This window comes from Bacillus sp. AR8-1 (assembly GCF_008042345.1).
Taxonomy (GTDB): domain Bacteria; phylum Bacillota; class Bacilli; order Bacillales; family Bacillaceae_G; genus Bacillus_A; species Bacillus_A cereus.
The window spans coordinates 15925-37828 of record NZ_QNUB01000030.1; the positions used below are offsets into that span (position 1 = coordinate 15925).

Here is a 21904-nt window from a genome sequence, read left to right on the forward strand (position 1 = left end):
GAAAAGTTTGTCTACATTTTATATTCAGACAACTTAGTCACGTTTAACAGGGGGGAAACATAATGGTCAAACATAATCCATTTCAATCACGTGCAACTTTTGAAGTAGATGGAAAAACGTATCATTATTATGATTTGAAAGCGCTTGAAAATGCAGGGGTTGGCAACGTATCTCAATTACCATATTCCGTGAAAGTTTTACTTGAATCAGTACTTCGTCAAGTAGACGGACGTGTAATCACAGAAGAGCATGTTACAAATTTAGCGAAATGGGGAACGAAAGATGTGCAAGATATCGATGTTCCATTTAAACCATCTCGTGTAATTTTACAAGATTTCACTGGTGTTCCAGCTGTTGTTGATTTGGCTTCGCTTCGTAAAGCAATGGCAGACATGGGTGGGGATCCTGACAAAATTAATCCTGAAATTACTGTAGACCTTGTAATTGACCACTCTGTACAGGTTGATAGAGCGGGTACGGCAGACGCGCTTGCATTCAACATGGACTTAGAGTTTAAACGTAATGAAGAACGTTATAAATTTTTAAGCTGGGCACAAAAATCATTTGATAACTACCGTGCAGTTCCACCAGCTACAGGCATTGTACACCAAGTAAACCTTGAATATTTAGCACCAGTTGTTCATGCTGTGAAAAATGCTGAAGGTGACTTAGTTGCATACCCAGATTCATTAGTTGGAACAGACTCGCATACAACAATGATTAACGGTATCGGCGTTCTTGGATGGGGCGTTGGTGGTATTGAAGCAGAAGCAGGAATGCTTGGACAGCCTTCATACTTCCCAGTACCTGAAGTAATCGGTGTGAAATTAACTGGCACACTTCCAAGTGGTACTACAGCAACAGACGTTGCATTAAAAGTAACACAAGTATTACGTCAAAAAGGTGTAGTTGGTAAATTTGTTGAGTTCTTCGGTAATGGACTAAAGAGCATGCCTTTAGCTGACCGTGCAACAATTTCAAATATGGCACCAGAATACGGCGCAACTTGTGGATTCTTCCCAATCGATGATATTTCATTAGAATACTTACGTTTAACAGGTAGAGATGAAGAGCAAATTCGTATTGTTGAAGAATACTGTAAAGCGAACGGTTTATTCTATACAGCAGACAGTAAAGATCCAATCTACACTGATCTTGTTGAAATTGATTTAAATACAATCGAATCTAACCTTTCTGGACCGAAACGCCCACAAGATTTAATTCCACTTTCAGATATGAAAGATGCGTTCCACAAAGCTGTTTTAGCACCAGTTGGAACACAAGGACTTGGATTTAATGAGCAAGAGTTCGATAAAGAAGTGAAGGTTACATTAGAAGATAAAGAAGTAACGATGAAAACAGGTGCAATTGCAATCGCTGCAATTACAAGCTGTACAAATACATCAAACCCATACGTATTAATCGGGGCAGGTCTAGTTGCGAAGAAAGCAATTGAAAAAGGACTTGTAGTACCTGAGTACGTAAAAACATCATTAGCACCAGGATCTAAAGTTGTTACTGAGTACTTAGATAAATCAGGTTTAACAACATATTTAGACCAATTAGGTTTCCAAACAGTTGGTTACGGCTGTACGACTTGTATCGGTAACTCTGGTCCATTAGCGCCAGAATTAGAAGAATCAATCGCAGCAAACGACTTACTAGTAACATCTGTTTTATCTGGTAACCGTAACTTTGAAGGTCGTATTCATCCTCTTGTAAAAGCAAACTACTTAGCATCACCACCACTTGTTGTGGCATATGCACTTGCAGGTACTGTTGATATTGACCTGAAAAATGATGAAATCGGTAAAGATGCAAATGGCAATGCTGTTTACTTCAACGATATTTGGCCATCAGCTAAAGAAATTGAAGATGTAGTTCAAAGTGTTGTTACATCTGAACTGTTCAAGAAAGAATATGCACAAGTATTTAACAGCAATGAGCGTTGGAATGAAATCCAAACTTCAAACGAAGCTTTATATACTTGGGATAATGATTCAACATACATTCAAAACCCACCATTCTTTGAAGGTTTATCTAAAGAGCCAGGTGAAGTTGAAACGTTATCAGGTTTACGCATAGTTGGTAAATTTGGTGATTCTGTAACGACAGACCACATTTCACCAGCAGGTTCAATTGGTAAGCACACACCAGCTGGACGCTACTTATTAGAAAACGGCGTACAACCAGTTGACTTTAACTCTTACGGTTCTCGTCGTGGTAACCATGAAGTTATGATGCGTGGTACATTTGCAAACATCCGTATTAAAAACCAAATCGCACCAGGAACAGAAGGTGGATATACAACATATTGGCCAACTGGTGAAGTAACATCAATCTATGATGCTGCTATGAAATATAAAGAAGATGGAACAGGTCTTCTAGTTGTTGCTGGTAAAGATTACGGTATGGGAAGTTCTCGTGACTGGGCTGCGAAAGGTACTAACTTATTAGGTATTAAAGCAGTAATCGCAGAAAGCTTCGAACGTATTCACCGCAGTAACTTAGTATTAATGGGTGTATTACCACTTCAATTTAAAGATGGCGAAAGTGCTGAAACGTTAGGTCTTGTTGGTAACGAGTCATTTGAAATTCAAATTGACAAAACAGTTAGACCGCGCGATCTTGTAAAAGTAGTTGCAACTGATTTAGATGGCAACGAAAAACAATTTGAAGTAGTAGCTCGTTTCGATAGTGAAGTAGAAATTGACTACTACCGTCACGGTGGTATTCTGCAAATGGTTCTTCGTGAGAAAATCGAAGAGTCAAAAGTGTCAAACTAAATAATTGAAATGAAAAATAAGGAAGCTAACAATAGTTAGCTTCCTTATTTTATGGAAAGGGATGAAACCATATGGTTTCATCCCTTTCTTTTTACTACGAAAAGTGGAGGGAACGTCATGAAAGAATATAAAAGAATATTGTGGCCGTTACGAAAAGAGAAAATATTAGTAATGGCAGCTGTATGTAGTGGGATAATTGCTGCTATTTTAAATTTATCACGCCCAATTTTCATGGGATTAATTGTAGACAATCTTATTCAAAGGGAGCTAAAAGGTGCGTATTTATATATAGCTTTGTTTGCGGGTATTCGCTTTTTAATGTGGACGAACAATCTTTTATTTGATTATATAAGCTCAAAAGCCAGTCAACGTATATTACAAACGAAACGTATAGAATTATTGCGTCACTATTTCTCATTACCGTTTGAAGAGAGTGAGAAGATTAAGCAAGGGGAGTTAGAAACTTTGGTCGTATCTGATATTCCGAACTGGGTCAGATTATATGGTTCTATATTAATAGAGTATATACACGCTATTGCCCAATTTATTGGAGCTTTCATAGCACTACAACATATAGATATACAGTTTATATTGTGGGTAACTCCGTTTTTATTTTTCAGTGCAATTGTTCCAATACTGATGGGAGAAAAGGTAAGGGATATTGCAAGCATTGCTCAAAAAAATCAATCGAGTGTTGTAGAGATGGTGTCACAGTTTGTAAAGGGTATACAAGATTTACGTAGTGTACAAAAAGAAAAATGGGCCATTCGCTTATTTAAAGGAGTAACGGCACAATCTTATAAATCGGAAGTAAAGAAGACGATGATGCAACATTGCATTGGAGTAGTTGGAACAGTGATTGAAACAGGAGCATATATCGTTGTTCTCATTGTAGGCGCACAAAAAATAATGAAAGGGGAAATGGAAGTTGGTTCACTTGTTGCAGTGTTAGCTACAATTGAAATGCTCTTTTTCCCAGTCCGTTACGTGGGCGATTTATTAATGATGACACAAGTTGCAGTCGCTTCGGCAAATAGAGTTTTTTCCTTTTTAGATAAAAGAGTGGCAGATAGTAATGTAGAAAGAGCGATGGGGATGATAATAACAAATGTTTCATTTCAGGAGAGTGAAGAAGAGAAATGTAGAATTAATAATATTGATTTGCAAATTAATCCTGGTGAATTCGTTATCATTGTCGGAGAAAGTGGTGCAGGAAAAACAACACTTTTAAAATTAATGACAGGTTTGTATAAACCATCTAACGGTAGTGTTGTTTATTATGGTCAAAAGGCTCGAATGACTACAGTGTGGCAAGAACCTCGTTTCTTTCGGACGACAGTAAAAGAGAATATGTATTTCCGGGAGGAGTATTTAGAAAACGAATTAGAAAAAAATATTGACCTTATAAATATGAAGCCGATAATTAGAGATTTACCTAAGGGGATTCAAACTGTACTACATAAAAGTGGAGAAGAGCTTTCGGGAGGAGAAAGAAAACGTCTTGCATTATTACGAGCGATTGGTTCAAATCCGAATCTTATTATTTTAGATGAACCGACTGCGGGGTTAGATCCGAGTAATCAAGAAACTGTTTGGAATATGATTGAAGGACTAGGAAGAGATGTAACGAGAATTGTGGCAACACATGATGTAGAGAAAGTGATACTAGCGGATCATGTTGTCATAATGAGAGAAGGAAGTATTGTTGCATGTGGAAGTCCTGAAAAATTAATAAATAGTCATTCATTTTGAAAGAGATGTGAATAAAGATAAGAGCAGTGCCCTTATCTTTATTCAATATCATTTATTTGATATTGGATAGATTCTGAATGATTTAGATCTACGTTAAAAGTAGCAGTCATAAGGAAAGTTGCAATTCCAAGGATTAAGAAAAGGACGAATGAGACTAGAGAAATGTAAAGACAAATACGCCCTACTTTCTTTTTTTCAAGATCGTTACTAAAGAGTGAAATGATCCATGTAATAATACCGATTGGGTATAAAAGAAAACTAAGAATATATAATGTTATTTTTTCGAATGAATTCATAAAAAATCCCCCTTTTGTTGAAGTTTATATAACTACGAAAGTAAAAAGGTGAATGGGCCCATAAGAAGATAAACAACACTTCATCTGTTTTTCTAATTATATGATAAAAAGGAAAAGATTACACTTCAAATGAGAATATTCTAATTATTTCGACTCTGAATATTTCCAAGCTTGTCCGTATAAGCTAAAATAAGGTATATAGTATTTGAGTAATTAAGTTATAAGAAGATAAATACGTTAGGGTGATATAACATGTGGCGGAAGCTTACGATTATTGTAGTGTTACTTTGTTTAGCGGGATATGCAGCTTATGAACAGTTTGGTAAAAAAGAGCAGATGGTACAAGGGGAGCAAGAACAAAGTGAAGCTGCTATGAAAGAGATGATTGCAAGTAATGGTATTGAAATAGGGAAGAGTGCGCCAGACTTCGAATTAACGAAGTTAGATGGAACGAATGTAAAGCTATCAGATTTAAAAGGAAAGAAAGTGATTTTAAACTTTTGGGCAACATGGTGTGGACCTTGCCAACAAGAAATGCCGGATATGGAGGCTTTCTATAAAGAACATAAAGAAAACGTAGAAATTTTAGCAATCAACTATACGCCTTCAGAAAAAGGTGGGGGGGAAGAAAAGGTAAGCAATTTTGCTAAAGAAAAAGGAATTACTTTTCCTATTTTATTGGACAAGAACATTGATGTGACAACAGCGTATAAAGTAATTACGATTCCAACTTCGTATTTTATAGATACAAAAGGTGTCATTCAAGATAAGTTTATTGGGCCGATGACGCAAAAAGAGATGGAGAAAAGGGTTGCTAAATTAAAATAATGGTGAAAAGGTAGAGGTGGAGAGTTCCCATTTCTGCCTTTTCTTTTTCAAGTAGTAATAACTTCATGATATGATGTAAGAAATATAATCGTTTAGAGATAAAGGAGTGTATGGAGTGGGGAATGTATCCTTACCGTTAGATTATGTTGTAATTGATTTTGAAACAACAGGATTTAACCCTTATAATGATAAAATTATTCAAGTTGCAGCGGTGAAATATCGTAATCATGAACTGGTAGATCAATTTGTTTCATACGTGAATCCAGAGCGACCAATTCCGGACCGAATAACGAGTTTAACCGGTATTACCAATTATCGTGTTTCAGATGCACCGACGATTGAAGAGGTATTACCTTTATTTTTAGCATTTTTACATACAAATGTTATTGTGGCCCATAATGCTTCTTTTGATATGCGCTTTTTGAAAAGTAATGTAAATATGCTAGGGCTACCTGAACCTAAAAATAAAGTAATTGATACTGTATTTTTAGCGAAGAAATACATGAAGCATGCGCCTAATCATAAACTTGAAACGTTAAAGCGAATGCTTGGAATTCGTTTAAGCTCTCATAATGCATTTGACGATTGCATTACGTGTGCTGCTGTTTATCAAAAGTGTGCAGCTATTGAAGAAGAAGGACAGAGAAAAGTAAATAAGGTCTCACTTGATGAAATCGTAGTATACGAAGCGGTGAAAGAAATGCTTGCACGTAATAAACGTAATGTAGAATGGCTACGTTGTATGAACGTAGGAAGTTATTTAGATATAAAAGCTTTTTATCCAGTTATGAGATTAAAGGTAAAAGGGCGAAAGAAATATGTATTAACAGAGATATTAGAAGAAGATGTGAAAGAAATATGTACAAGTTTAAAATGTGAACCGGCGTTAAAAAGTGAAGTTGGTAATACGAGAATTATGCTTAATAGCTTAGAGGATGTTATGAAATTAGAAAGTTATATTTTAGAGCAGTATGATTTTGTATTACAGGCGCTTCATGATTATAAAGAAAATGAAATGAATGCAGATGAAAAGTTGAAAGAGTATTTAAATATTATGGTATGAAAAACTCCGTGTGCAATATATTGTACACGGAGTTTTTTTAGGAGTACCAAAACATAAAATTTTCTTACAAATCTGATTAAAGAGTTTTTCGTTTGCTCATACTATGTAATAAGAAAGTGAAGGAGAGAGGGTGAACAACATGAGAAGAAGTCGCCGTAAATCGTTTGAAGAACTTGTAAATGAAAATAAACAACAATTATTAAGCGATCGTGATGCAATTGATCGCATTGAAGAGCGCATCGAAAAACGTTATGAAATGAAACTTTTTAAGCAAGCTGAATAATTCTTAACGCTAGTACGATACTAGTGTTAAGGAGGCGATAGTAATGGGTAATCCGAAAAAAAATTCAAAAGACTTTGCACCAAATCATATTGGAACACAATCGAAAAAAGCTGGTGGAAATAAAGGAAAGCAAATGCAAGATCAAACAGGTAAACAACCGATTGTTGATAACGGTTAAAAAGGAGAATGTTATCATTCTTCTTTTTTGTGAGGAAATGAAAGATGAGTTTTTAGCAGTAATATGAAAAAAAGGGCTGACTTTTGTCAGCCTTTTTTCGTAATCGTAAAATTTTCAACGAGTAAACGCCAATTTTGCGGGAATGGTAAACCGATTTTCCAGTAACTAATACCGCCTATACCTTGTTCTTTCATTAAATTGAATTTACTTTGAACAGACCGTGAATCTTCAAACCAAACTTCGTGTTGCACGCCGTTTTCATCAAAGTAATTAAAATGAGGAGCTTGGGCTGTGAAATCATAACGAATAGGAACATTATATTTACGAGCTAGTGCAACAGCTGCGACAGAGCTAATTGCTTTTGCGGGTGGATTTCCTTGTTTAAATGGAAGCTTCCAATCAAACCCGTATAAATTTTGCCCCATCATAATTTTTTGTGGAGGCATTTGAGATTTTGCATATTGAAGTACTTCTTTCACTGGACCGATAGGAGAAATCGCCATCGGTGGACCGCCTTGCCATCCCCAGTCATATGTCATAATGACGACGAAATCAACAATTTGCCCTTGCGCTTTATAATCGTGAGCTTCGAAAAATTTTCCCTTTTGATTTGAACTTGTTTTCGGTACGAGAGTTGTGCTCAATGTGTACCCGCTAGGTAAGCGTGTTTTTACATTTCGTAAAAAGCGATTATACGCCTCGCGGTCTTCAGGTGCTACACTCTCGAAATCGAAATGAATGTCTCGCATGCCATATTTTTGAGCTGTTTGCAAAATGTTAGTAATGAATTTGTTTTGAATCGTTGCGTCGCGTAAAATAACTGATGTTAGATCGGCACTGAAATTACCATTTTCAATATTTGTAATAACGAGCATAGGGATTGTTTTACCTTGCGTTGCAATATTAGCAATTTTAGCTGTTTCAGTAGGTTCTTTTAATGTGCCATCTCTTTTTGCCTCAAAACTAAAATAGGCTAAGTATGTTAAAAATGGATTGATGGCGCGTGTCGCATTAACTAAACTCTCTTTAATCGGTATAGTTGAAGGTTGTAAATAAGCGATGGATTCTACAGCTCGTTTTGTGCCTTTTGGTACATATAATTGTTGTCCGACATGGAGAATAGATTTTAAAGATAAATTATTAACTTTAGCTAAACTAGCGAGGGGGACATTATATGTTTGAGAAATTCGATATAGGCTGTCACCAGGCTGTACATAATAATTATTTCCTTTCGTATTAACGATAAGTGCCTGACCAACAACGAGCGTTTCAGCTGGATTTAGTCCATTGTCTTTTACTATTTCGTCAGGTGTTGATCCATATTTTGATGCCAAGCTATATACGCTATCACCACTACGAACAGTTACAATTTGAATCATATGCTGGCTCCTTTCAGTAAAAGATTCACTGTTTTTATTTTATTTTTGATGTCACTGTATTATGATTAAATGTATGCAAGGTAGCAGAAGTGAAAGAAGGCGAATACATATGTTTGTAGCAGAACATGAAGTTGAAATCCGTTATGCGGAAACAGATCAAATGGGTGTTGTTTACCATTCAAACTACTTAGTGTGGCTTGAGTTAGGTCGCACGAAACTTATACAAGATTTAGGTTTTTCATATGTTGAAATGGAGAAAGAAGGAATTATTTCTCCTGTGTTAGATTTACAAATTTCATATCGTAAAGCGATGCGTTATGGAGAAAAGGCAATCGTAAAAACATGGGTAGATACTGTGAGCCCGCTTCGCGTTGTATATGGATATGAAATATATAATGGTGATGGTGATCTTTGTATTACTGCAAGTACGACGAATATTTGTGCGAAAAAAGAAGGATTCCGCCCTGTATCATTTAAAAAGTTATATCCTGAGTGGTATGCGAAATATGAGGAAATTAAGAAAAAATAAAAAAGCGTGGCAAAAGCCGCGCTTTTTTATTTTTCATAATTAAATTGTGGGAAGTCGTCACCTTCATTAAGTGTAACAGATAAATTATGTCCATCGAAGAACCATTCATCATCGCCTTCAATAAAGAAGTTAATACCTTCTTCTTGAATTTGAACAGCAGGGTGTGCAGGATCATCTTTACGAATACCTAAAGAAAGTCCTTTTTGCACAGTACTGCAACCACCGTATTGTACGAAAAAGCGTAGTGTTTCATTTGATTGTAAGTTTAATTCAGTTTTATACCATTGTGCTGCTTCTTTTGTTACGGAAAGATTCATGTATAGTTCCTCCAAGTTATGTTGCTTTTTCTTTAGTATAAAAAATAACGCAAAAAGACGCTATTAATATGCTTCACGTTTTCTTTTTGCGTTATGTGGGTTACGATCTTATTTTTGCTTTTTTGAAAAGTTTGCTTTTGGTTCAGTTTTATTTATAATTCGTCCGATATTTGCACGGTGTTTATAAATAACCATACCTGCTAATAAACACATCGCAATAATGAAGATTTTATCCCCGCTAACAATGGATGCAATAACAGCAACAACTGCTGTTACCATAGAAGAAAGTGATACGTATCTTGTTGTAAATAAAAGGGTGAAAAATACAACAGCCAATATTGCAAAAACAACTGGTGAATAGCATAATAGCACCCCAGCAGAAGTTGCAACTGCTTTACCACCACGGAATTTCGCGAAGATCGGGTAGACATGTCCAAGAACAGCCGCTAACCCGAACCATAGTGGGTGAATATCTAATCCGAAAATCATTGGTAGACTTGTTGCTAATGTCCCTTTTAAAATGTCAGCAATTGTAACGGTAAAACCTGCTTTTTTCCCTAATGTACGGAATGTGTTTGTTCCGCCTAGATTACCGCTCCCGTGCTCACGAATATCGATTCCGTAGCCAATTTTTCCAACAACTAGTGCAAATGGAATCGAGCCAAGCAAGTAGGCAACGATAAATAAAAGATATGTAGTAACCATAAGTTCAGTCTCCTTTATTCAAATGTGTTGATAAAGGGTAAAAAGAGTTTTTCCCGTATATTGTACCATACATTTGTAAAGAGCACATTTCTTTTTTGTAAATGAAAAATTCATTATTTCGTGAAAAAAATTTCACAGTAATGTTACATTTCTCACAGAAACAGCAAGACTATATGTAGTAACATTTTAATCAAAAGACAACAACATATTGGTGGAGGGTTATAAATGTTACAAAATAATACACGTGGAGAAGAATTAATGAAAGTGTTCGAGACGATAGTCCACGGCAATGAACAAGATTTAATGCAAGAAAATGCAAATGTAGACGGCCGCTCTCCAATGGGTGTAATGGGAACGTTCGCATCTGAGAGTGCAAAATATTATGCTGTTGAGAATTTATTGTCAGATCAAGTGAAAAAAGCGATAAATGAAAATATATTATATCCACATGATTTAGATTTTTATGCGACAGGAACGACGACTTGTTCGCAAATTCCGTTAGCGCAAATGCTTGCTAACGGTTTTCATACTGGACATGGACATATGAGACAACCACAAGACATTAAAAGTGCATTGGCTCTTTCGTCTATTATTTTTCAAGCGAATCAAAATATGCAGCATGGCGGTCAATCGTTTGCACTCTTTGATATTGATTTAGCACCTTATGTACGAAAAACAATTGAGAGACATAAAAAACGATTACAATCATATCCGCTTACGAAAGAACAAATAGAAGAATTTGCATGGAAAGAAACGGAAAATGATACGTATCAAGCGTGTGAGGCTTTCGTTCATAATTCGAATAGTATGCATAGTAGGGGCGGAGGACAAGTCCCGTTTATTTCTATTAATTACGGAACAGATACATCAAAAGAAGGAAGAATGTTAATTAAACAACTATTAAAAGCAACACAAGCTGGACTTGGTAAAGGAGAGACACCAATTTTTCCGATTCAAATTTTCAAGATGAAAAAAGGTGTGAATTTTGAAGAAAGTGATCCGAATTACGATTTATTTGAATTAGCATTAGAGACAACTGCAGAGCGATTATTCCCTAACTTTTCATTTTTAGATGCTCCGTTTAATGCAGTGCATTATGATGGAAGACCAGAAAGTGAAGTATGTTACATGGGATGTCGTACCCGTGTTATGTCTAATATACATGGAGAAGAAACAGCGATTGGTAGAGGGAATTTATCATTTACGTCTATCAATTTAGTGAAATTAGCGTTAATTAGTGGTTCAAAAGAAGCATTTTTTGAAGCGCTAAACTACTATTTAGATTTAGGAATTAAGCAGTTATTAGAAAGATTTGCGTATCAATGTACGAAGCGAGCAAGAGATTTTCAGTTTTTATATTCACAAGGTGTATGGCGTGGTGGAGAAGCATTGCAGCCTGAAGACTCCGTAGCTTCGATTTTAAAACAAGGGACGTTAAGTGTTGGTTTTATCGGTCTTGCGGAATGTTTAGTAGCTTTAACAGGAAAGCATCATGGGGAAGATGAAGAATCATGGAAACTTGGGTATGAAATTATTTCCTTTATGAGAGATAGAATGGATAAAGCGACAGAAGAACATCAACTGAATTTCTCGATAATTGCAACTCCAGCAGAAGGATTATCAGGAAAGTTTGTGAAAAAAGATAGAGAAGAATTTGGCGTAATTAGCGGTATAACGAACCATAATTACTATACGAATTCATTCCATATTCCAGTTTATTATAACATTCAAGCGATAAATAAAATCCGTTTAGAAGGCCCGTTCCATGCTCTCTGTAATGGAGGACACATTACGTATATTGAACTGGACGGAGCAGCGATGCATAACAAAAAGGCATTAAAACAAATTGTACAAGCCATGGCAGAACATGGCGTTGGATACGGTTCAATTAATCATCCTGTTGACCGTTGTAAGTGCTGTAGTTATCACGGGGTTATTGGAAATGAATGTCCAAGTTGCGGGAATGAAGATGAGGCTAATATAGAAAGAATTCGCCGCATAACAGGCTATCTTGTAGGAGATATGTCGAAGTGGAATAGTGCGAAACGTAGTGAAGAGATAGATCGGGTGAAACATAAATGAAAGTGATGAATATTATTCATGATAGTGTAGTAGATGGAGAAGGATTGCGGACAGTCGTGTTTTTTGCGGGCTGTCCGCATCGTTGTGTCGGTTGCCATAATCCAAAATCGTGGAATATTTGCAACGGAACGGAAATGACAGTAGAAGAAATTGTGAAAGAGATTGCAAGTAATCCATTAACTGATGTAACATTTTCAGGTGGAGATCCATTTTTTCAAGCTGCTGAAGTGAAAAAGGTAGCAAAAATCGTGAAAGATTTGAAAAAAAACCTATGGATGTATACAGGTTATACGTTAGAAGAGATACAGAGTTCTCAAAATAATGATATGATAGAGTTGTTACATTATGGGGATGTTTTAGTCGATGGAAGGTTTGAAATTGAGAAAAAAGATTTAACACTTCCATTTCGCGGAAGCTCCAATCAACGTATTATTCGATTGAAAGAGTAAAAAGGCGGGATAGATTATATGAATAAAACAGTATTGCTTGTTGAAGATGAAAGAAGATTACGTGAAATTGTTAGTGATTATTTTCGTAATGAAGGCTTTGAAGTAATCGAAGCAGAAGATGGGAAAAAAGCGTTAGAGTTATTTGCAGAGCATGAAATTGATTTAATTATGTTAGATATTATGTTACCGGAAATAGATGGATGGTCTGTTTGTAGACGAATTAGAAAAGAATCAGCAGTACCAATTATTATGTTGACAGCGCGTTCGGATGAGGATGATACATTGCTAGGTTTCGAATTAGGTGCAGACGAGTATGTAACGAAACCATTTAGCCCGAAAGTATTAGTAGCTCGTGCAAAGACGTTATTGAAACGTGCGGATGGTGCGGTAGGAGTAGCGGAAGAAAATGCTATGTCTTTAGCTGGAATAGAAGTGAATCGTCTATCTAGAACTGTTTTAGTAGATGGAGAAGAAATTATATTGACACATAAAGAATTTGAACTTCTTGTGTATTTAATGGAGAACAAAGGAATTGTGTTATCACGTCAACATTTATTAGACCAGTTATGGGGATATGACTATTACGGTGATGACCGAACGGTTGATACCCATATTAAAAAACTTCGAAATAAGTTAGGAGATAAAGCGAAGCATATCGGTACTGTTATTCGAGTTGGTTATAAATTTGAAGAATAATCTAGAACGATTTGTGTAATTTAGCCTAGGAAAATGGCGATTTTATACTCTCTTTTGAAGGTAGAATGTACAAAAAATACTTTTCTTGTCTACAATGTTAGATAGGAGTATTTTTTTAATTGGATTTCACGATGAGTTCACAAGAAGGACACAAAACGTGACTATACTGAAAATACGAATTCACCAGAGAGGGGAAATAAAACATGGGATATTACGACGGACCAAATTTAAATGAAGAGCATAGTGAAACGAGAGAAGTGAGAAAATCAGGTAGTAAAAAAGGCTATTTCTTCACAGGTTTAGTGGGAGCTGTAGTCGGAGCGGTTTCGATTAGTTTTGCAGCACCATATATGCCATGGGCTCAAAATAATGGAGCACCAGTATCATCATTTAGTTCGGATTCAAAAGTAGAAGGTACTGTAGTTCCTGTTGTAAATAAAGCGAAAAATGAAACTGATTTACCTGGTATGATTGAAGGAGCGAAAGACGTTGTTGTAGGTGTTATTAATATGCAGCAAAGTGTTGATCCATTTGCAATGCAACCGACAGGTCAAGAACAACAAGCTGGTTCAGGATCAGGTGTTATTTATAAAAAAGCAGGAAATAAAGCATATATTGTAACAAACAACCACGTAGTAGATGGTGCAAATAAACTTGCTGTAAAACTAAGTGATGGTAAAAAGGTAGATGCAAAGTTAGTAGGGAAAGATCCTTGGTTAGATTTAGCTGTTGTTGAAATTGACGGCTCTAATGTGAATAAAGTTGCAACTTTAGGTGACTCAAGTAAAATCCGTGCGGGTGAAAAAGCAATTGCAATCGGTAACCCACTAGGATTTGATGGAAGTGTAACGGAAGGCATTATTAGTAGTAAAGAACGTGAAATTCCAGTTGATATTGATGGCGATAAACGACCAGATTGGCAAGCACAAGTTATTCAAACAGATGCAGCGATTAACCCAGGTAATAGTGGTGGTGCATTATTTAACCAAAATGGTGAAATAATTGGGATTAATTCAAGTAAAATTGCACAGCAAGAAGTTGAAGGAATTGGATTTGCTATTCCAATTAATATCGCAAAGCCAGTTATTGAATCACTTGAAAAAGACGGAGTGGTAAAACGTCCAGCTCTTGGAGTAGGTGTCGTTTCGTTAGAAGATGTGCAAGCTTATGCAGTCAATCAATTGAAAGTACCGAAAGAAGTAACGAATGGTGTTGTATTAGGTAAAATTTACCCAATATCACCAGCAGAAAAAGCTGGTTTAGAGCAATATGATATTGTAGTAGCATTAGATGATCAAAAAGTAGAAAACTCACTTCAATTCCGTAAATATTTATATGAAAAGAAAAAAGTAGGCGAGAAAGTAGAAGTTACATTCTACCGTAACGGTCAAAAAATGACGAAATCGGCTACTTTAGCAGATAATTCAGCTACAAAGAATCAATAATCGAAATAAAAGAAAGTCTCTTTCATATTGAAAGAGACTTTCTTTATCGGCTATACTAAAGGAATAGGAGGGATTAATTATGACAATTGAAAACCCAACTCGTACGGAAATTGGTGAAGTGTTAAAGAAAAGCAAAACAATTGCGGTTGTTGGATTATCAGATAAGCCAGAACGTACATCGTATATGGTTTCAAAAGCAATGCAAGATGCTGGATACCGTATTATTCCAGTTAATCCAACAGTAGATGAGGTGCTTGGAGAAAAGGCAGTTTCTTCACTAAAGGATATTAAGGAACACGTTGACATAGTAAATGTATTTCGTCGCTCAGAGTTTTTAATGGGTGTTGCAAAAGAATTTGTAGAGATTGATGCAGATGTTTTTTGGGCACAATTAGGAGTACAAGATGAAGATACATATAAACTTTTAAAAGAAAAAGACTATACTGTAATAATGGATCGTTGTATTAAAGTAGAACATGCGATGACAAAATAGTATAGATTTAAAAGTAGAAAGATTGATTCAGCCCTCATTATAGATAAGTAGGGCCGATGAACGAGGTGTTCATCATGAGATTTTTTAAAGGCTGTTTTTGGGGATTGTTATTTGTAATCCCATTTTGGATCTTGATCATTTGGATCATAATAAAGGTTTGGAATGTGTAATCTTGGAATACATATCCATTTCTCGTTGACAAACGATTATTTTTCTGAAATAGTAGCCTAGAGGAATCCTTGTGAGAAAACAAGGATTTTTCTATTGAAGATGGTATATAAAAGAGATAAGATAACTTGCCAAAACTATAGTCGAGGCGTTATTCTATAATAGAAACATATGTTCTGATTTTGGATTAGGAAAGGGGCAAGGAGTTTGGCGAAGCATCAGTTCCAATATAATGAAGATGCGATTCAAGTGTTAGAAGGACTTGAAGCCGTTCGAAAACGCCCGGGTATGTATATCGGGAGTACGGATAGCCGTGGATTGCATCATTTAGTATATGAAATAGTAGATAACTCCGTTGACGAAGCGTTAGCGGGATTTGGCGACGAAATTTCAGTCGTAATACATAAAGATAATAGTATTAGCGTTATAGATAAAGGGCGAGGAATGCCTACGGGAATGCATAAACTTGGGAAACCTACACCTGAAGTTATTTTAACTGTACTTCATGCAGGTGGTAAGTTTGGTCAAGGTGGCTATAAAACGAGTGGTGGTTTACACGGTGTTGGGGCATCAGTTGTAAACGCTTTGTCAGAATGGTTAGTAGTAACAATTAAACGTGATGGTAACATTTATGAACAACGCTTTGAAAATGGTGGCGTTCCTGCAACGACGTTAGAGAAAATCGGGAAAACAAAAGAGTCTGGTACGACAATGCACTTCAAACCAGATACAACGATTTTCAGCACGACAAATTACAATTATGAAACATTATGCGAGAGATTACGTGAATCTGCATTCTTATTAAAAGGAATGAAAATCTCGATAAAAGACGAACGTAATGATTTAGAAGATATATTTCATTATGAAACAGGAATCGAAGCTTTCGTTTCATATTTAAACGAAGAAAAAGATTCAATTCACCCGGTTGTATATTTCACTGGTGAACAAAACGGGATTGAAGCAGAACTAGCATTCCAGTTTAATGATGGTTACTCAGAAAATATTCTTTCGTTTGTAAATAACGTACGTACAAAAGATGGTGGAACACACGAAGCTGGATTTAAAACAGCAATGACGCGTGTGTTCAATGAGTATGCTCGTAAAGTTTCATTATTAAAAGAAAAAGATAAAAATTTAGAAGGTACAGATATTCGTGAAGGTGTAGCGGCTATCGTTTCTGTACGTGTACCAGAAGAAGTACTTCAGTTTGAAGGACAAACGAAAGGGAAACTTGGTACAAGTGAAGCTCGTTCTTCTATTGATGCCATTGTCTCAGAGCATTTAGCTTACTTTTTAGAGGAAAACCCGGATGTAGCTACACTTCTTGTGAGAAAGGCAGTTAAAGCAGCGCAAGCACGTGAGGCTGCTCGTAAAGCGAGAGAAGAAGCACGTAGTGGTAAGAAGAAGAAAAAATCAGAAGGTACGTTAAGCGGGAAGTTAACACCTGCACAATCACGTAATCCTCAGAAAAACGAATTGTATTTAGTAGAGGGTGACTCTGCTGGTGGTTCAGCGAAACAAGGACGAGACCGTCGTTTCCAGGCCGTATTACCATTACGTGGTAAAGTAATTAATACAGAGAAAGCAAAGCTTGCTGATATCTTTAAAAATGAAGAGATTAATACAATCATTTATGCGATTGGCGGCGGTGTAGGAAATGAATTTGATGTTGAAGATATTAACTACGATAAAGTTGTAATTATGACCGATGCCGATACGGATGGAGCTCATATTCAAGTATTGTTATTAACGTTCTTCTACAGATATATGAAGCCACTTATCGAAGCGGGTAAAGTGTTTATCGCACTCCCTCCTTTATACAAAGTAAGTAAAGGAAAAGGTAAGAGTGAAGTAATTGAATACGCTTGGTCAGATGAGGAATTAGACGGTGTAACGAAAAAAGTTGGAAAAGGCTATATGTTACAACGTTATAAAGGGCTTGGTGAAATGAATGCGGATCAATTATGGGAAACAACAATGAATCCTGAAACGCGTACATTAATTCGCGTGAAAATTGATGATGCAGCAAGAGCAGAGCGTCGCGTTACAACATTAATGGGCGATAAAGTAGAACCGCGCCGTAAATGGATTGAACGCAATGTACAGTTTGGCATGCAAGAAGAAGGAAATATTTTAGAAAATGAAATGATTATGGAGACGGAGGTGGAATAACATGCAAGCAGAGAAGTTTCATGACCTCCCGCTTGAAGACGTGTTAGGTGATCGCTTTGCACGTTATAGTAAATATATTATTCAAGATCGTGCACTTCCAGATGCACGTGATGGCTTAAAGCCAGTACAAAGACGTATTTTATATTCTATGTATGTAGAAGGTAATGTACATGATAAAGCGTTTCGTAAATCAGCTAAAACAGTAGGTAACGTTATTGGTAATTATCATCCACATGGAGATTCCTCTGTATATGAGGCAATGGTACGCTTAAGCCAAACTTGGAAAGTACGTAATGTTTTAGTTGAAATGCATGGTAATAATGGTAGTGTAGATGGGGATCCAGCGGCAGCAATGCGTTATACGGAAGCTCGTTTATCACCAATCGCATCTGAATTATTACGTGATCTTGATAAAGAAACAGTTGAATTCGTGTCAAACTTTGATGATACGAGTGAAGAACCAGTTGTATTACCAGCAGCGTTCCCGAATTTATTAGTGAACGGATCTACAGGGATTTCCGCTGGTTATGCAACAGAAATTCCTCCGCATCATCTTGGAGAAGTTATTGATGCTACAATGATGCGTATTGATAAGCCAAATAGTACTGTTGATGATTTATTAACAGTTATGAAAGGACCAGATTTCCCAACAGGCGGTATTATTCAAGGGATTGATGGTATTAAAAAGGCGTATGAAACAGGTAAAGGTAAAATTATTATTCGCGGAAAAGCAGAAGTTGAAACAGTGCGCGGTGGGAAACAACAAATTGTAATCACTGAAATTCCTTACGAAGTGAATAAGGCAAACCTTGTAAAGAAAATGGATGAATTACGTCTAGATAAAAAGTTAGATGGTATTGCTGAAGTGCGTGATGAGACAGATCGTACTGGTTTACGAATTGTTGTTGAATTAAAGAAAGAAGCAAACGCCGAAGGTATTTTAAATTATTTATATAAAAATACAGATTTGCAAATTCCATATAACTTTAATATGGTAGCGATTAATAATCGTCGTCCAACACTTATGACATTACCAAAAATTTTGGATGCTTATATTGGACATCAAAAAGAGGTTATTACGAGACGTTCGCAATATGAATTAAGAAAAGCAGAAAATCGTCAACATATTGTAGAAGGTTTAAAGAAAGCATTATCGATTTTAGATCAAGTAATCGAGACAATTCGAGCTTCAAAAGATAAACGTAATGCGAAAGATAATTTAAGTGCAAAATTTGGCTTTACAGAAGCACAGGCGGAAGCAATTGTTTCCTTGCAATTATATCGCTTAACGAATACAGACATTACGGCGTTACAAGAAGAAGCAGATGAGCTTAATAAGAAAATTCTAGAGCTACAGTCAATTTTACAAAGTGAAAAAAGATTACTTCAAGTCATTAAAACTGATTTGAAGAGAGTTAAGAAAACATATAGTGATGATCGCCGTGCTATTATTGAAGAACAAATTGAAGAAATTAAAATAGACGTAGAAGTGATGATTCCACAAGAAGATGTCATCGTTACTGTAACGAAAGAAGGATATGTGAAACGTACTGGATGGCGCTCACATAATGCATCAAACGGCAAAGACTTCGGTATGAAAGAGGGTGACATCTTACTTGAACGATTCGATACGAATACGACTGAAACAGTTCTTTTATTCACAAGTAAAGGGAACTATATATATCTTCCAGTATACGAAATGCCAGATATTCGTTGGAAAGATTTAGGTCAGCACGTTGCAAATATCGTTTCACTCGACCGAGATGAAACGATCATTTGGGCAACGGTTGTACCGAACTTTGAGGAAGAAAAACGATTTATCGTATTTGTAACACGAAATGGTATGATAAAGAAAACAGAATTAAATCAATATAAAGTTCAGCGTTATTCAAGGGCATTCGTTGCTGTAAACTTGAAAAAAGATGATGAAGTTGTCGATATATTTGCGACAGATGGAACGAGTGATATCGTTCTTGCTACACATGGTGCATATGCACTTATTTTCCATGAAGATGAAGTAAGTCCAGTCGGTGTAAGAGCTGCTGGTGTGAAAGCAATTAATTTAAAAGAAGATGACTATGTCGCTTCTGGTAAACCGTTAAATGGTGATAAAGATCAACTTATTCTCGTAACGCAGCGTGGTGCTGTAAAACGTCTAAAAGCATCAGAAATTGAAAAATCAACGAGGGCGAAGCGAGGTCTTGTTATTTTCAAAGAGTTAAAACGTAATCCGTACCGCATTGTCGGTATTGAAATTGTTCGGGACGATGAATTAGTTTACATAAAGACAGAGAAAAACATTGTAGAAGAGATTGATCCGAAAGCGTATCGAAATAAAGACCGGTATAGTAATGGTAGCCTAGTGCTAGATGTAAATGATACTGGTGAAGTAGTAGAAACGTGGACGAAAAAACGACCGGAGTAAAAAAAGCATCTTGCTATGAATAGTAGCAAGATGCTTTTTTCTAGGCAATTTATTATGTAAATAATAATAATCTTGTTATAATAACTGAATGAAATCGTTCTCATAAAGTGAAACTTTAATCAATGGGGATTTTCTTCATCCTCACTGATTATTAGTTGAACTAATCGGGCTTTAACAAGCAGTTGATTCCTCACCTAATTCCTTAGCTTTCACTGAATTTTGGGTTAGGAATCTTACTGCCCGTTAAAGCGGCACAAATGGAGGGGCAACATGAAAAAAATAGGTGTAGGGATTGTAGGATTTGGTTTTTCTAGTACGACATTTCATATCCCACTATTACAAACAATAGAAGAATATAATATTCGAGCTGTATTATCCTCAAAAGAAGAGGTAGTAAAAGAAACATTACCAAACGCTAATGTTGTTAGTACAATTGATGAATTGGTGAAGCGAGCTGATGTTGACTTAGTTGTTATTACATCACCTAATACAACTCATTTTCCATATGTAAAAGAAGCAATTTTAAACGGTAAGCATGTTGTTGTAGAAAAACCATTTGTTGTTTCAATTGAAGAAGGGGAAGAGCTTATTGCATTAGCAGAGCAGCATAATGTAATGTTAAGCGTATATCATAATCGTCGTTTTGATAATGATTTCTTAACAATTAAGAAATTGTTAGGAGAAAACAGAGTAGGGAATGTATACGCATATGAATCAAATTTTGATCGTTTCCGTCCACATGTACGTGATCGATGGAGAGAAAAAAATCTACCAGGTTCCGGTATATTATACGATTTAGGATCGCATTTAATTGACCAAGCGTTATCAATATTCGGGAAACCAGATGCGATAAGTGCAGATGTAATAAAACAACGACCAGGTGCAGAGGTGGATGATTATTTCCACATAGTACTGCATTACGGAGTTAAACGTGTCATTTTACGTAGCAGCAGTTATGTGAAAAAAGCTGGACCGCATTTTATAGTGCATGGAGAGAAAGGTTCTATCGTGAAGTACGGTATGGATTCGCAGGAAGAGCAATTAAAAAATGGAATGAAGCCAGGCAATAACGGTTATGGGGTAGACGATGAAGAGAATTTTGCTACTTTAGAAACAGAAGAAAGCTTAGAGCGTATTCCAACAGAAGTCGGTTGTTATGACAATTATTATAAAGGTGTACGAGATAGTATATTAAATGGTGAGGAACTACCTGTAACAGCAAAAGAAGGTTTAGATGTTATTAAACTGATTCAATTAGCGATTGAAAGCAGTGAAAAGGGTAGAGTCATTTCTATAAAATAAAAAGACACGAATTTCGTGTCTTTTTTATTAGGAATATGTGAATATGATTAATTAATTAGTTTAGTCGTTTATCATACATTAATTGGATTTGTATGCCATAAGGATCTTCAATAATACCATATGCTTCACTAAATATATTTTTTTCTAGCTGAGAGATTATTTTCACATGCTTATCGGAAATTAAATTATTATAAAACCTTTGTATTTCTTCTAAATTAGCGCTTTGAATGCAAAGTGACATGTTATTTCCAACGTTATAACGTTCATTAGTATTCATTGTATCTTCTGCTATCATTAGCTTTGTATTCCCAATTTGTAAAACAGAGTGAGCAATATGATCTCTATTTTCACTTGTAATTTTAAAAGAACTATCTCTTTTCGCCAGTTCTTCATACGTAACAATCATTAACTTTTTGGCTTCTAAATTACGTATATAAAAATTAATCGCCTCCTTTGCTTGCCCATTCATTGAAAGAAAAATAGCTATTTCTAATGTCATAAATATATAACTCCTTTATTAGTTGATAATTATAATATAGATTAAAAGGGTTTCAAT

At 35.9% G+C, this 21904-nt stretch carries 20 protein-coding genes; 15 read left to right on the forward strand and 5 right to left on the reverse strand.

Annotated elements, in window-relative coordinates:
* Window positions 1-62: 62 nt before the first annotated feature.
* Complete coding sequence (gene acnA / locus DN400_RS20655; protein WP_000238552.1) at window positions 63-2786, forward strand: aconitate hydratase AcnA; 2724 nt, start codon at window positions 63-65, stop codon at window positions 2784-2786.
* Between the two features lie 117 nt (window positions 2787-2903).
* On the forward strand, window positions 2904-4538 hold the full coding sequence (locus DN400_RS20660) for an ABC transporter ATP-binding protein (RefSeq protein WP_086387325.1): 1635 nt from the start codon (window positions 2904-2906) through the stop codon (window positions 4536-4538).
* Between the two features lie 38 nt (window positions 4539-4576).
* On the opposite strand, the gene DN400_RS20665 is transcribed toward DN400_RS20660, so the two are convergent.
* The gene (locus DN400_RS20665) at window positions 4577-4834 is read right to left on the reverse strand and encodes a hypothetical protein (protein WP_001083875.1); all 258 of its coding nucleotides are present in this window, start codon (window positions 4832-4834) and stop codon (window positions 4577-4579) included.
* A 252-nt stretch (window positions 4835-5086) separates the two neighbouring features.
* On the opposite strand from DN400_RS20665, the gene DN400_RS20670 reads away from it, so the two are divergent.
* The 4 genes from DN400_RS20670 to sspN all read left to right on the forward strand — a co-directional run bounded on the left by DN400_RS20670 (window position 5087) and on the right by sspN (window position 7186).
* A complete protein-coding gene (locus DN400_RS20670) occupies window positions 5087-5662 on the forward strand; it encodes a TlpA family protein disulfide reductase (RefSeq protein WP_000269064.1) in 576 nt (191 codons plus the stop codon).
* 115 nt (window positions 5663-5777) lie between these two features.
* Window positions 5778-6725: a 3'-5' exonuclease gene (locus DN400_RS20675; RefSeq protein WP_065229193.1), complete on the forward strand. Its 948-nt coding sequence runs from the start codon at window positions 5778-5780 to the stop codon at window positions 6723-6725.
* Window positions 6726-6864: 139 nt separating this feature from the next.
* Entirely contained in the window at window positions 6865-7008 is a 144-nt protein-coding gene (locus DN400_RS20680; protein WP_001254699.1) for an FbpB family small basic protein, read from the forward strand.
* Between the two features lie 43 nt (window positions 7009-7051).
* On the forward strand, window positions 7052-7186 hold the full coding sequence (sspN, locus tag DN400_RS20685) for an acid-soluble spore protein SspN (RefSeq protein WP_000527987.1): 135 nt from the start codon (window positions 7052-7054) through the stop codon (window positions 7184-7186).
* 86 nt (window positions 7187-7272) lie between these two features.
* On the opposite strand, the gene DN400_RS20690 is transcribed toward sspN, so the two are convergent.
* Window positions 7273-8565 (reverse strand): glycoside hydrolase family 18 protein, encoded by a 1293-nt coding sequence (locus DN400_RS20690; RefSeq protein WP_000614858.1) that lies wholly within the window; start codon window positions 8563-8565, stop codon window positions 7273-7275.
* 109 nt (window positions 8566-8674) lie between these two features.
* On the opposite strand from DN400_RS20690, the gene DN400_RS20695 reads away from it, so the two are divergent.
* Window positions 8675-9094 carry an acyl-CoA thioesterase gene (locus DN400_RS20695; protein ID WP_000495808.1) on the forward strand — a complete coding sequence of 140 codons (420 nt, stop codon included), beginning with the start codon at window positions 8675-8677 and terminating at the stop codon, window positions 9092-9094.
* A 26-nt stretch (window positions 9095-9120) separates the two neighbouring features.
* On the opposite strand, the gene DN400_RS20700 is transcribed toward DN400_RS20695, so the two are convergent.
* Together DN400_RS20700 and plsY are read right to left on the reverse strand one after the other, a co-directional pair.
* On the reverse strand, window positions 9121-9411 hold the full coding sequence (locus DN400_RS20700; RefSeq protein ID WP_001054455.1) for a HesB/YadR/YfhF family protein: 291 nt from the start codon (window positions 9409-9411) through the stop codon (window positions 9121-9123).
* A 108-nt stretch (window positions 9412-9519) separates the two neighbouring features.
* Window positions 9520-10116 (reverse strand): glycerol-3-phosphate 1-O-acyltransferase PlsY, encoded by a 597-nt coding sequence (gene plsY / locus DN400_RS20705; protein WP_000258974.1) that lies wholly within the window; start codon window positions 10114-10116, stop codon window positions 9520-9522.
* 225 nt (window positions 10117-10341) lie between these two features.
* On the opposite strand from plsY, the gene DN400_RS20710 reads away from it, so the two are divergent.
* From DN400_RS20710 to DN400_RS20745, 8 genes are all read left to right on the forward strand, one after another.
* Window positions 10342-12198, forward strand: coding sequence for an anaerobic ribonucleoside triphosphate reductase (locus DN400_RS20710; protein ID WP_000940082.1), 1857 nt, complete (start codon window positions 10342-10344; stop codon window positions 12196-12198).
* Window positions 12195-12647, forward strand: coding sequence for an anaerobic ribonucleoside-triphosphate reductase activating protein (gene nrdG, locus DN400_RS20715; protein ID WP_000867078.1), 453 nt, complete (start codon window positions 12195-12197; stop codon window positions 12645-12647). The genes DN400_RS20710 and nrdG overlap by 4 nt, the downstream gene beginning before the upstream one ends.
* Before the next feature lie 18 nt (window positions 12648-12665).
* Window positions 12666-13343 (forward strand): response regulator transcription factor, encoded by a 678-nt coding sequence (locus DN400_RS20720; RefSeq protein ID WP_001044679.1) that lies wholly within the window; start codon window positions 12666-12668, stop codon window positions 13341-13343.
* Between the two features lie 203 nt (window positions 13344-13546).
* Window positions 13547-14788: a S1C family serine protease gene (locus tag DN400_RS20725; protein ID WP_000542643.1), complete on the forward strand. Its 1242-nt coding sequence runs from the start codon at window positions 13547-13549 to the stop codon at window positions 14786-14788.
* A gap of 79 nt (window positions 14789-14867) precedes the next feature.
* Window positions 14868-15281: a CoA-binding protein gene (locus DN400_RS20730; protein ID WP_000151392.1), complete on the forward strand. Its 414-nt coding sequence runs from the start codon at window positions 14868-14870 to the stop codon at window positions 15279-15281.
* A gap of 375 nt (window positions 15282-15656) precedes the next feature.
* Window positions 15657-17621, forward strand: coding sequence for a DNA topoisomerase IV subunit B (gene parE / locus DN400_RS20735; protein ID WP_001062197.1), 1965 nt, complete (start codon window positions 15657-15659; stop codon window positions 17619-17621).
* A 1-nt stretch (window position 17622) separates the two neighbouring features.
* A complete protein-coding gene (gene parC, locus DN400_RS20740; RefSeq protein ID WP_147801903.1) occupies window positions 17623-20046 on the forward strand; it encodes a DNA topoisomerase IV subunit A in 2424 nt (807 codons plus the stop codon).
* A gap of 270 nt (window positions 20047-20316) precedes the next feature.
* A complete protein-coding gene (locus tag DN400_RS20745) occupies window positions 20317-21348 on the forward strand; it encodes an oxidoreductase (RefSeq protein ID WP_098675399.1) in 1032 nt (343 codons plus the stop codon).
* A 55-nt stretch (window positions 21349-21403) separates the two neighbouring features.
* Here DN400_RS20745 and DN400_RS20750 read toward each other — a convergent pair whose 3' ends face one another.
* Entirely contained in the window at window positions 21404-21847 is a 444-nt protein-coding gene (locus DN400_RS20750; protein WP_147801904.1) for a VOC family protein, read from the reverse strand.
* Between the last annotated feature and the right edge of the window lie 57 nt (window positions 21848-21904).

What these genes read in the sequence shown, in the direction of transcription:
- acnA (WP_000238552.1), top strand. Translation starts at nt 63, where the DNA reads ATGGTCAAACATAATCCATTTCAATCACGTGCAACTTTTGAAGTAGAT.
- DN400_RS20660 (WP_086387325.1), top strand. Translation starts at nt 2,904, where the DNA reads ATGAAAGAATATAAAAGAATATTGTGGCCGTTACGAAAAGAGAAAATA.
- DN400_RS20665 (WP_001083875.1), bottom strand. Translation starts at nt 4,834, where the DNA reads ATGAATTCATTCGAAAAAATAACATTATATATTCTTAGTTTTCTTTTA.
- DN400_RS20670 (WP_000269064.1), top strand. Translation starts at nt 5,087, where the DNA reads ATGTGGCGGAAGCTTACGATTATTGTAGTGTTACTTTGTTTAGCGGGA.
- DN400_RS20680 (WP_001254699.1), top strand. Translation starts at nt 6,865, where the DNA reads ATGAGAAGAAGTCGCCGTAAATCGTTTGAAGAACTTGTAAATGAAAAT.
- sspN (WP_000527987.1), top strand. Translation starts at nt 7,052, where the DNA reads ATGGGTAATCCGAAAAAAAATTCAAAAGACTTTGCACCAAATCATATT.
- DN400_RS20690 (WP_000614858.1), bottom strand. Translation starts at nt 8,565, where the DNA reads ATGATTCAAATTGTAACTGTTCGTAGTGGTGATAGCGTATATAGCTTG.
- DN400_RS20695 (WP_000495808.1), top strand. Translation starts at nt 8,675, where the DNA reads ATGTTTGTAGCAGAACATGAAGTTGAAATCCGTTATGCGGAAACAGAT.
- DN400_RS20700 (WP_001054455.1), bottom strand. Translation starts at nt 9,411, where the DNA reads ATGAATCTTTCCGTAACAAAAGAAGCAGCACAATGGTATAAAACTGAA.
- plsY (WP_000258974.1), bottom strand. Translation starts at nt 10,116, where the DNA reads ATGGTTACTACATATCTTTTATTTATCGTTGCCTACTTGCTTGGCTCG.
- DN400_RS20710 (WP_000940082.1), top strand. Translation starts at nt 10,342, where the DNA reads ATGTTACAAAATAATACACGTGGAGAAGAATTAATGAAAGTGTTCGAG.
- nrdG (WP_000867078.1), top strand. Translation starts at nt 12,195, where the DNA reads ATGAAAGTGATGAATATTATTCATGATAGTGTAGTAGATGGAGAAGGA.
- DN400_RS20720 (WP_001044679.1), top strand. Translation starts at nt 12,666, where the DNA reads ATGAATAAAACAGTATTGCTTGTTGAAGATGAAAGAAGATTACGTGAA.
- DN400_RS20725 (WP_000542643.1), top strand. Translation starts at nt 13,547, where the DNA reads ATGGGATATTACGACGGACCAAATTTAAATGAAGAGCATAGTGAAACG.
- DN400_RS20730 (WP_000151392.1), top strand. Translation starts at nt 14,868, where the DNA reads ATGACAATTGAAAACCCAACTCGTACGGAAATTGGTGAAGTGTTAAAG.
- parC (WP_147801903.1), top strand. Translation starts at nt 17,623, where the DNA reads ATGCAAGCAGAGAAGTTTCATGACCTCCCGCTTGAAGACGTGTTAGGT.
- DN400_RS20745 (WP_098675399.1), top strand. Translation starts at nt 20,317, where the DNA reads ATGAAAAAAATAGGTGTAGGGATTGTAGGATTTGGTTTTTCTAGTACG.
- DN400_RS20750 (WP_147801904.1), bottom strand. Translation starts at nt 21,847, where the DNA reads ATGACATTAGAAATAGCTATTTTTCTTTCAATGAATGGGCAAGCAAAG.